Origin of the sequence: uncultured Dokdonia sp. (genome assembly GCF_937910895.1) — a bacterium.
Classification (GTDB): Bacteria; Bacteroidota; Bacteroidia; order Flavobacteriales; family Flavobacteriaceae; genus Dokdonia.
This window is the reverse complement of sequence record NZ_CALEMI010000004.1, coordinates 1-11326: the sequence shown is the minus strand read 5'-3', so window position 1 is coordinate 11326 and position 11326 is coordinate 1. Positions and strand designations below refer to the sequence as shown.

The window sequence follows — 11326 nt, the reverse complement described above, 5'->3', positions numbered from 1 at the left end:
TATTTTTGTATCTGGCAATTGATTAAATTGAGCTCTAAAAGCAATCGCATTCTCCATATTAAACTCCACATTTAAGTAATAATGTGGCGCAGAGAATTTAGATTTTGAAAGTGCTTTTGCAATCGCTTTACGCATTTGTGAGTTTGGCACTTCTTCAAAACTTTCTTCACCTGTAGCGACAAATGGTGTAGCAGCTCCTCCGGCAGTAGCTGCACTAGGAGTAAAGTTTTCTACATCTGCCTTTACAATACGTCCATTTTCTCCAGATCCTTTTACCTGAGCTAAGTTGATACCTTTTTCTTCGGCAATTTTCTTAGCGAGTGGGGAAGCAAATATGCGACCTCCACTAGATGTTGCTGTTGAGCTTGTAGACGAAGACGTTTTTTCAGCTGCTTTGGGAGCCTCTTTCTTAGACGTTTCTTGTTTTGGCTCTTCTTTTTTAGGAGCTTCTTCTTTAACCTCTTCTTTTTTAGAAGCCGAAGCATCCGATTTATAGTTGGCTACCACACCAGAAACATCGGTTCCTTTAGGGCCTAATATTGCGAGTAGCGCATCTACTTTTGCCGTAGCGCCTTCTTCTAATCCTATATATAATAGCGTTCCAGCATTAAAAGACTCAAACTCCATCGTCGCTTTATCGGTCTCAATCTCTGCCAAGATATCTCCTTCTTCTACAGTATCACCTACTGATTTAAGCCAAGTAGCCACGGTACCTTCTTCCATTGTATCAGAAAGTCTAGGCATTGTTACCACAACAACATCATCAGGAATTTCAGTTGTTCCTGTTGTCTCCTCTTTTTCTGAAGTCGCTGCAGGCTCTTCTTCAGTTTCTTCTTCTGATGTATCTTTTTCAGATGTAGTTTCTTCAGATTTCGATTCTTCGGTTTCTTCAGATGTTGTTTCTTCAGATGCCTCTTTGCTGGATGCTTCTCCGCTGATTAATGCAGATATATCTTCTCCTTCTTCTCCGAGAATCGCTAGTAATTTATCTACTTTGGCGGTTTCTCCTTCTTGAATTCCTATATGGAGCAATACTCCATCATAGAAAGATTCAAACTCCATCGTTGCTTTATCTGTTTCTATTTCGGCTAAGATATCTCCTTCAGAAACGGTATCACCAACTTGCTTTAACCAAGTCGCCACTGTACCTTCTTCCATCGTGTCGCTAAGTCGCGGCATATTTATTACTTGTGCCATAGCTTATAATTTATGAGGTAAAAATGGATAATCGTCTTGGTCATATACCACATCATACATCACATTCTTTTCTGGGAATGGACTTTCATCTGCAAATTTTTCACATTCTGCCACACGCTCTTTTACGCGTTTGTCCATCACTTTAATGTCATCTTCGGTAGCGTAACCTTCTTTTAATAGAATATCTTTTACTTGTGTGATAGGGTCTATTTTCTGGTATTCTGCTACTTCATCTTTTGTTCTATAATGTTGTGCATCACTCATAGAGTGTCCTCTATAGCGATATGTCTTTAGCTCTAAAAATGTAGGACCGTCTCCTCTACGTGCTCTATCTATCGCTTCATCCATTGCTTCGGCAACTGCTACAGGGCTCATCGCATCTACAGGGCCACAAGGCATTTCATAACCTAATCCTAGTTTCCAGATATCTTCATGGTTTGCTGTACGTGCTACAGACGTACCCATAGCGTATCCGTTATTTTCTACACAAAAAACCACTGGTAATTTCCAGAGCATAGCCATGTTAAACGTCTCATGAAGTGATCCTTGACGAGCGGCACCATCTCCAAAGAAACATAAGGTTACTGCATCTCTCTTGTGATATTTATCTCCAAACGCCATCCCAGCACCTAGAGGAATTTGCCCTCCTACAATACCGTGACCACCATAAAATCCTTTTTCTTTTGAAAAAATATGCATAGATCCACCAAGTCCTTGAGAGGTTCCTGTCGCTTTTCCAAACAACTCTGCCATTACCCGTTTAGGATCTACTCCCATACCAATAGGCTGTACGTGATTACGATAGGCAGTAATCATTTTATCTTTACTTAAATCCATTACGTGTAAGGATCCTGCTAGAATAGCTTCTTGACCATTATAAAGGTGCAAGAACCCTCTTACTTTTTGCTGGATATACACTTGAGCTAGTTTATCTTCAAACTTACGCCAGAAGAGCATTTCTTCGTACCAATTAAGGTACGTTTCTTTAGTGATTTTCTTCATCTATAACGAGTATAATAATGGCTTTAATAAAAGCGAATAACAAAAATAAGCTATTAGATAGATACCGCAAAAAGGGTTTTGCATAAAAGTTGCGAAAACGAAGTAGTAGATAGCTTTACGTCACTTATTTTGTTAAAATCGTTATAATACCTACTAAATAGCAAACCAAACCTTATCATTTGAATGATGTAAGGCTCATATTAAAATTTATGAGGTGCAAACTTCTGGTATACGCTTTCGCGAAAGCGTACTTTTCAAGAATACCCTCGTAAAAAGCAATGGTATTTTAGAGATATTTTGATGTAAAAAGTAGGGGAAGTAAATTTTCTAAAGAATCACTTTTCCAGACTTCGCCTTGATCACCCATAAAATAAATAGGGATCGCTTCTCTTTGTCTTATTTCATATTCTGCAATCGCTTGTCTACAAGATCCGCAAGGAGGGATGGGCTGTGAGGTAGCCTTATTTTTTGCTTTTGCACTAATGGCTATTGCTTTAAAAGTAGTGTTAGGATATTGTGCTGATGCATAATAAATAGCAGTACGTTCGGCGCATAGCCCTGAAGGGTAGGCTGCATTTTCTTGATTGCTACCACGTACGACCACTCCATTTTCAAGTAAGATGGCTGCGCCTACATAAAATTCTGAATAGGGAGCATAGGCTGTATCTCTTGCAAGAATAGCTTCTTGCATTAAAGAAAAAATCGTTTCTGGAAGTTCATCTATAGATGTATAAATTTCCAAAAACGACTCGATCTTAATTTTTTTCATATATCTATTCCCCTCAAATGAAGGAATCTACTCAATTAATATTCGTCAAACTCATCTCCAAAGTGGAAGGTAAGTCCGAAGCGTAATGTGTTTTCTAATGGGCTACGTACAGAACCTGTAGAGAAAAGGTATGACAAATCAATGTCAATTGCATTAAACTCAAAACCTGCGCCTAAGGTTGCAAATTTACGAGCTCCTTTAAGATCACTTTCATTAAAATATCCTGCACGAAGAGAAAATGCGTTATCATACACATACTCGGCGCCTAATGACCATGTAAATTCTTTAAGTTCTTCACTAAAGCCATCTGGTGCATCCCCAAATGATTGGAAAATTCCTGAGAAAAAATTCACATTATCATCTTGACCCGCAATAATATTTCCTTCTCCATCTCTTATCGGTGGTGTAGGAACGAGTAGTTTGTTGAATTCTAATCCTACAAATACTTTATTGTATCCATCTAAAATAAAATCAAATCCTCCCCCTACTTTTAGATTTGTAGGAATAAAATCAGAATCATTGTCTGCATCACTATAGGATACTTCTGGACCAATGTTAGAGATATTAAATCCTCCTCTCCAACGACCGTCAAAGCTATTGTATGTAATTTCTTCAGATTGGTAATATCCAGAGATATCTACACCAAAAGAAGATGCTGCTCTTGCATCTGGATCTAATTGCTGGATTCTAAGATCACTACGTAAGTAACGACCAGAAACTGCCATAGAGAAACGCTCACTTAATTTAAGTGCATACGTTCCATCTAACGTAAATTCATTAGGACGAATATCTAAACCTGGATCATTAGGTCCAGTCGTTGTGGTAATCGTTCCTAAACTGAAATATCTAAGACTCACACCAAAAGCACTTTTTTCATCTAAACGATTTGCATACGCTGCTTGTAGTATAGCAATATCGTTTACGAGGTTTCCTAAGTATGGTGTATAGTTGACTCCTACATTATGTTTTCTATCTAAGAAGGCAAGTTTGGCAGGATTCCACTGTACTGCATACACATCTGGACTCGTTGCTACTCCTTGTTCTCCAAGTCCTGCAGCACGTGCGTCTGCAGCAATAATTAAAAATGGGACTGCCGTTGTGATTGTATTAGGCTCGTCTTGGGCTTGTACCGTTGCGTTAAAAGCAAAACATGCTCCTAAGCACAGCATCATCATTTTCTTCATAAAGATTTCAAATTTGAACAAATATAGACTTTTTATATATTTATGTTTTATAGAATAACAAGCTTTTCAAATTTTTCTACTTGCTTGTTTGTTAACGCAGATTTTACAGTTATCTTATATACGTACACTCCTTTTCCTATAGCTTCCCCAAAATCATCTAGTCCATTCCATACAATATCCCTAGACAGGAAACCTTCATTTACAACTGTTTGATTAATTGTTTTTACCACTTTACCACTTACGGTAAATATTTGAACTTGAACATCCAGCGGTTCAAAAGGTCGGTTATGATTAAACCAAAATTCTGTGTAATTTACAAAAGGATTTGGGTAATTCAGGACATTTTCTAATTGTAATTCTCCATCTCCCACAACTACAAATTGCAGTTCTGCTCTTGATGAGTTATTATACACATCCCAAGCTATAAATGTAAGGGTATGCAATCCTTCTTCTAAATCTCTAAGTCTTCGACTTGCAGTACCTTTTGTAAAATCATCGACGTCTGTTTCATAGAAGTCATTCATATTAAACGGATTTGTCTCATCACCATCTAATATCGCAATAAGATCGTGTCCTATTCCTCCAGCGGTATTAATACCATTTTCATCTTCTAGTTTTGCTAAGATAATAGGAGAATCATCTGTAATCCCCCCGTTTACAAAACTTTCATCATTCATAAACAATCGAATACGAGGTCCTAGATTATCTGGTGGTGCATCTTCATTAAGCCCTCCTATAATAATATCTCTATTCACACCTGCCTGATCTTCTAAGATTCCCAATCGCTCTGAATAAAAATTTAAGCGTCCATTTCCAAGAGGAATTGCTGTATCTCTTGGCATGACAAACTCAAACTCAAACTGTCCATTCACGACAGATGCCTGCCCACGATACAAAACAGCCCCTAGTGTTTTGAAATCTAGTAATAATAAATTCCCATTATTATCTGTTGTGCCATCATTCCCTAATGTTTGACGCTGGATATCTTTATCAAAAAGCGTCACTGCTAGTGTACCCGTATAATTAGAAATTACTTGTCCTAATTCACTAGTCACAATTCCATTAATCTTTACACGATCTAAGGCTCTTAAAGTGGGGAGATTTGATCCTACAGGAATATCATTTACCGCTGTAAGACGAATATCTGGTTCGGGAAACGCAAGACGCATCGCTGGATCGCCTAAAAAGAAAATTACCCTACGTTGACTATTTGTTACTTGATTTTTTGCGCGTCTCACATGCTCAGCTACACTCACAAGCTCATTCCCATTAAATCCAAAAATCTCCGCAGCAATTACATCATTAAACTCTACGCCTAGACCAACAAATATTTCTCTTGTAGTTGCTACCATAGCAACCGCTCCTCCATCAGAACTCCATATAAATTGTTCTCCACCCGTAGGTCGTAATGGGTTATCAAATTTTGTAAACTCACAGGTTACTGTAATAAGTAAAGGGAGTCGTTCATCATTAGCAAGATCGTCTATTTCATTTTGAGTGACAATCGTTTCTGACGCTAAAAGTTCTTCTCCTCCATGACCTAAATAAGTCACTACTAGAGAGCCTACTTCTATTGCGTTAGAAATTGTTTCATTTACCTGCGGGTATCGATCTCCCCCAGCAGACGATTCTTGTAGAAACGAATCGCTGTGTATTTTTATCACATTAGTGGATGGTCTTTGATTTTCAATCTCATCGCTTAATGCGTCCAGATTTACTTGTAATCCATAATGACCAAGAGTCGGTTCATCTGCATCATCAGAAATCATGACAAAATTATTACGCCAGCGCCCGTAAGAGGATCTTGCATCATAATTTATAATTTTATCTACAACGGTTGTTGCTAGTGATGGCGTATCAGCTAGAACACGTCCCACCGCAATATCAAGTCTATCATTCCCTCCTGAAAATTCGACCAATCCTTCATTAGGATCCATAAATCCATAAAAATCATCAGACATTATAGAGGTAGCTAGACTAAAACTTTCAAAGGTTTGAAAAGTAGGAACGATATTGTTGTTACCAAATAATCTGTCTTTGTAATCAACAGAGGCGTCTCCAAATAGACAGAGATACTTTACTCTAGTTGCTTCAGAAGTGGCATTATCATATACATATTTGACAAAATTACGGATAGCTCCTATGTCTTGACGACCACTCCCAAACTCTTCATAAATCTGATCTAGGGTAACTACTTTTACGTTCAAACCTCTGAAAGATCTGTTATGTTGTGCTAATCGTTCTGCTTGCCCTCTTAATAAATCACCTGTGATCATGAGATAATCTATATCCTGAAAAGCTCCACTGTCATTTTGAAAAATGGTTCCTTTCAAATTTTGATTGCTAACTCTGGTATTATTACTTTCTCTAAAAGGAGTAAAATAATCTGAAGGCGTTACTGCAACAAAACGACGTAAAGTCCCTAATGGGCTTTTAAAATTTATAGTTCCTTGACCGCCTTCATTAATAGTGGTAGTTATGGATTCTTGATTGGTCACATCCCAAATCTGTGTATACCCACTCGCATTACTAAAAACATATTCTCCCAAACCACTTAGTGTAGCCGATTCATTCTTTTTAAAATTAATCTGCTCCCCAGTCCCTTGAAGATTTCGTGGCACATCTAAACTTATATAGTCTAAGTAGCCTAAACTAGAAGGGTTCCCTCCGTTATTATAAGTCAATGTGATTGTAACCTCTGGACTGGATATAGGTACTTCTACCTCAAATGTCCTTCCAGTAGCAAGGCTTATATTATTTATAGGTGACAATATTGCAGTACCTACAGAAGCCCCATTTACTGCAATTTCAAAAGATGTTTGAGACTCGGAAGCTGCTGCAAATAGAATTCTCAAACTTGCTAGTTGACCAGCAGCTATATTAGGAAATGCAAATTCAAAACTTTGTTCATTTTCAACATTAAATTTTTCTCCAAACCATCTACGCCCTATTAATACAATATTTTCTAAGTCCTCTTCATGGAATTGATAATCGTCAAACGTAGTAAATGTAGCATTGGCTGCTCCAGTGGGTTGAGACATAGGTTGCACTCGTAATCCTGAGTTTGCACCCGCTGTGATGTAATAATAAGATCGATCGGAATATGGATTGATATTGGTATCTAACTCTTCATGAAATTTTCGGATGCTTTCGCCGAAAAACAGAATATGATCATTCCCATTAAAAGCTCCATCTTCCCCTCCCACTACTTGTATAGGAATTTCTCTTAGATCAAATACCGAATCGCTATTATCACTATTTCTTAGCGGTAATGGAGACCCTCCTAATCCGTATACTTTAATAGTTTGTGGATCAATACCGTCTAACGACATACCCATGCTTTGAAGAAAATTCCGTGTGATTTGGTGCACTCCAGTTTCTTCTACATAAAATTTATAGTAATCTCCCGTTGCTAATAGTGAGTTTGTAATAGGTATAGAAGATCTGGCATTGGTCGCTTTCGCGAAAGCATAAGAAACCTCAGCACTTTTAATCCGCATATACTGTCCGTTTACAACCACAAATGGCGTAACATTTAGAATTGCATAATATTGATCTCTAGCTTGCCCTGTCTGTATTGTATACGATAGTTTTGACGCTATCTTACTTTTAGTAAGTTTAGATAACTGAGAAGCAGGAATTGCTTCATACACTACATTCTTTACCTGAAGACTTCCCTGCGAGACAGGCTGACTGACTTCCCATTGCTCCGTATACAACCACAAACCATCTTTATCTTGAGAAAGTTGTAACGAACTATTTAAAGGAGCAGAAGGATTTTTTATGATTTCTTTCCAATCTATTGAGAGACGCACTTCTTGGGAGAAACCAAGAAAGGAAATAAAAAACATAAATATAGTGTAGTGTATTTTCATTATATATCGTAACGACAAATGCGAATCAATAGTATTAATAAAGGTGATATTCGAATTATTTTTTTCGGATTACAATAATAAAGAATAAATACCTACGTTACTAATGGGTTGACTAAAACCACTAAATTTAAATTTGATGAGTGCTTTTAATAAATTAACATTGTCATTTTCGTGTTAATTGTTATATTGCAATCCCAAATCTACTTAAGCAAAAACCAATGAAATTAAATTTTGCCCTAAAAATCTTTGCTGTTGCTACAGTTTCCTTAATGGTTGCTAGTTGTAGCAAATCAAACAACTACAAAGACAGTTCTCGAGGTACCGGATGGAAAATCGATGGAAAAAACGGAGGTTTCAAAGCCAATACAGATTATACTGAACAAGCCACAGGGCCTGGGTTGGTATTTGTAGAAGGCGGAACATTTACTATGGGAAGAGTTCAGGATGATGTTATGCATGACTGGAACAACTCTCCAAATCAACAACACGTACAGTCATTCTACATCGATGAAACTGAAGTTACCAATGTAATGTATCTAGAATACTTAGATTGGTTAAAGAAAGTTTTTCCTCCTACAGATGAAAATTACCGTAATATATACACAGGCGCATTACCAGACACTTTAGTTTGGAGAAACCGTTTAGGTTTTAATGAAACGATGACCGAAAATTATCTTCGTCATCCAGCCTTTGCCAATTACCCAGTAGTAGGTGTAAGCTGGCTACAAGCCGTAGAATTTTCTGATTGGAGATCAAACCGTGTAAACGAGTTTATCTTAGAAGAAAAAGGATATACGGCTCGTGGAGCACGTCACGATGTAGACGCAAGTTCTACTTTTGACACAGAAACGTATTTAAACTCTCCTACCTTAGCTTATGGAGGGAGTGACAGTCTTGCCAGAGGTGGTAGAGCTAGTGAGTCTAGAATGAAAAGAAATGATAGCACCGATATTTATGTACAACGTAAAGATGGTGTTCTTTTACCTAAATATAGACTTCCAACCGAAGCTGAGTGGGAATATGCTGCATTAGGGCTTTCTGAATTAAGAAGCTACAATGTATATAGAGGTCGTAAAAAATACCCTTGGAATGGATCTTACACAAGATCATCATCACGTCGTACTCGTGGTGACCATTTAGCAAACTTTAAACAAGCAGATGGAGATTACGGAGGAATTGCAGGGTGGTCTGATGATAATGCAGATATTACTGCCGAAGTTCAAACATACGAGCCTAACGATTTTGGACTGTATGATATGGCTGGTAATGTTTCTGAATGGGTTGCCGATGTATATCGCCCAATAGTTGATGATGAGTTTAATGACTTTAACTACTATAGAGGTAATGTCTATACTAAAAATGCTATAGATGAAGAAGGAAAAGTAAAAGTAGTAACAATAGATTCTATCGTATATGACACCTTAGCAAACGGAAAAATAGTTGCTAGAGATTTGCCAGGAGAAATCCTTCAGGTGCCAGTAGATCAAGATGAAACGTATTTACGTACTCAATTCTCTCAAAGTGACAACCGTAACTTTAGAGATGGTGACAGACGATCTACTCGCTATTTTGAATCTTTTGATGATGATGAAGATCCTAGTGAAAGCGAAGGAAAGCAAATGTACAACTCTCCAAATCACAGCGTAACAAAAGGTGAGGATGGTATGGTACGTAAGTTTGATGATTCTAATAACAGAACAACATTGATCAACGACGAAGTACGCGTATACAAAGGAGGATCATGGAGAGACAGAGCTTACTGGTTAGATCCTGCACAACGTCGTTTCTTACCACAAGGAATGGCTACAGACGATATCGGATTTAGATGTGCTATGTCACGTGTAGGTTCAAAATCAAAAACAGCAAAAACAGCTAGATAAATTTAGCTACAGTTATCATTTAAAAAAGCCCTCTCGTAGGGCTTTTTTAATACCATATCGTATGAGTATAGAACAATTACACCATCTCTTTTTAGAAAGTACAGGAATATGTACAGATACCAGAAAATTAAAAAAAGGGAATATATACTTTGCCTTAAAAGGAGATCATTTTAATGGGAATGATTTTGCAAAAAAAGCGTTAGATCAAGGAGCTTCCTATGTCATCATTGACGAAAAACAAGACGATTTAGGTCAGTTCATGTTGGTGAAAGAAGTGTTACAAACACTACAAGATCTTGCCATCTATCATAGAAATTTTTTAAATACCCCTATAATTGCGCTCACAGGAAGTAATGGGAAAACAACTACAAAAGAACTAATCAACGCTGTACTATCACAAAAGTATATCACTACCGCCACCGTTGGAAACCTCAACAATCATATAGGAGTACCCCTTACGTTATTATCGATGACTAAGGATACACAAATAGGTATTGTTGAAATGGGTGCCAATCACCAAGGAGAAATTGCCGCTTTAAGCGAAATTGCAAGACCTAACTTTGGATATATTACTAATTTTGGAAAAGCACACTTAGAAGGTTTTGGAGGCGTAGAAGGCGTCATCAAAGGGAAAAGTGAATTGTATAAGTTCATTCATAAAACCAACGGGATTGCGTTCGTAAACAACGAAGATCCTTTACAAATAAAACAGTCTTCTGGATTACAAATCAAAACATTTGCGTCATCTGATGCAGATTATAATATAGCTTTTAAAGGAGCAACACCCTTTGTACAAGTAGCATTTGATGATCTTATTATAAAAACACAATTAACAGGCGCGTACAATGCACTAAATATTGCCGCAGCTATTGCTATAGGAAGTTATTTTTCTGTAGCTCCCCAAGCTATAAAAAAAGGGATAGAAAACTATATTCCTGCTAATAATAGATCTCAAATTATAGAGAAAGATAATAATATTACTATTATTCTAGATGCCTATAATGCAAATCCTACAAGTATGGAGGCTGCATTAAATAACTTGAGCAAACAATCTTCAAAACATAAAATAGCCTTTTTAGGAGATATGTTTGAAGTGGGCGAAACCACTAAAGAAGAGCATCAGCATATTCTTGATTATGCAGATTCACTCTCTATTAATCAAGTGTATGCGGTAGGACCAACCTTTGGTATATCAACTTCAAAACAGAACGAGTACTATTCTTTTGAAACGTATAACGCTTTCGCGAAAGCGTATAAAGGAAACATTCCATCAGACACAACCATCCTTATAAAAGGATCACGAGGTATGGCTATGGAACGTGTTTTGGAACTTATAAAGTAATGTGGGTCATACTGGATTCGAACCAGTGACTTCTACCCTGTCAAGGTAACACTCTGAACCAACTGAGTTAATGACCC

Annotated in this window: 7 protein-coding genes and 1 tRNA gene; 2 read left to right on the top strand and 6 right to left on the bottom strand. The window is 37.3% G+C overall.

All coding sequences use genetic code 11. The annotated features are described in order from the left end of the window. From Q0505_RS00190 to porU, 5 genes are all read right to left on the bottom strand, one after another. Positions 1–1197 (bottom strand): biotin/lipoyl-containing protein (locus tag Q0505_RS00190; protein WP_299207370.1); only part of this gene is annotated, 1197 nt, incomplete at its 3' end. Positions 1198–1200: 3 nt separating this feature from the next. After that, positions 1201–2199, bottom strand: a complete 999-nt coding sequence (pdhA, locus tag Q0505_RS00185) for a pyruvate dehydrogenase (acetyl-transferring) E1 component subunit alpha (protein ID WP_299207367.1) — start codon at positions 2197–2199, stop codon at positions 1201–1203. Positions 2200–2485: 286 nt separating this feature from the next. Then, the gene (locus Q0505_RS00180) at positions 2486–2968 is read right to left on the bottom strand and encodes a cytidine deaminase (protein ID WP_299207363.1); all 483 of its coding nucleotides are present in this window, start codon (positions 2966–2968) and stop codon (positions 2486–2488) included. Positions 2969–3003: 35 nt separating this feature from the next. Next, positions 3004–4152, bottom strand: a complete 1149-nt coding sequence (gene porV / locus Q0505_RS00175; protein WP_299207360.1) for a type IX secretion system outer membrane channel protein PorV — start codon at positions 4150–4152, stop codon at positions 3004–3006. A gap of 47 nt (positions 4153–4199) precedes the next feature. Beyond that, entirely contained in the window at positions 4200–8003 is a 3804-nt protein-coding gene (gene porU / locus Q0505_RS00170) for a type IX secretion system sortase PorU (protein WP_299207357.1), read from the bottom strand. A gap of 242 nt (positions 8004–8245) precedes the next feature. On the opposite strand from porU, the gene gldJ reads away from it, so the two are divergent. Further along, the gene (gldJ, locus tag Q0505_RS00165; protein ID WP_299207354.1) at positions 8246–9907 is read left to right on the top strand and encodes a gliding motility lipoprotein GldJ; all 1662 of its coding nucleotides are present in this window, start codon (positions 8246–8248) and stop codon (positions 9905–9907) included. A 61-nt stretch (positions 9908–9968) separates the two neighbouring features. After that, on the top strand, positions 9969–11249 hold the full coding sequence (gene murF / locus Q0505_RS00160; protein ID WP_299207351.1) for a UDP-N-acetylmuramoyl-tripeptide--D-alanyl-D-alanine ligase: 1281 nt from the start codon (positions 9969–9971) through the stop codon (positions 11247–11249). 2 nt (positions 11250–11251) lie between these two features. On the opposite strand, the gene Q0505_RS00155 is transcribed toward murF, so the two are convergent. Further along, positions 11252–11326 (bottom strand) — tRNA-Val (locus tag Q0505_RS00155).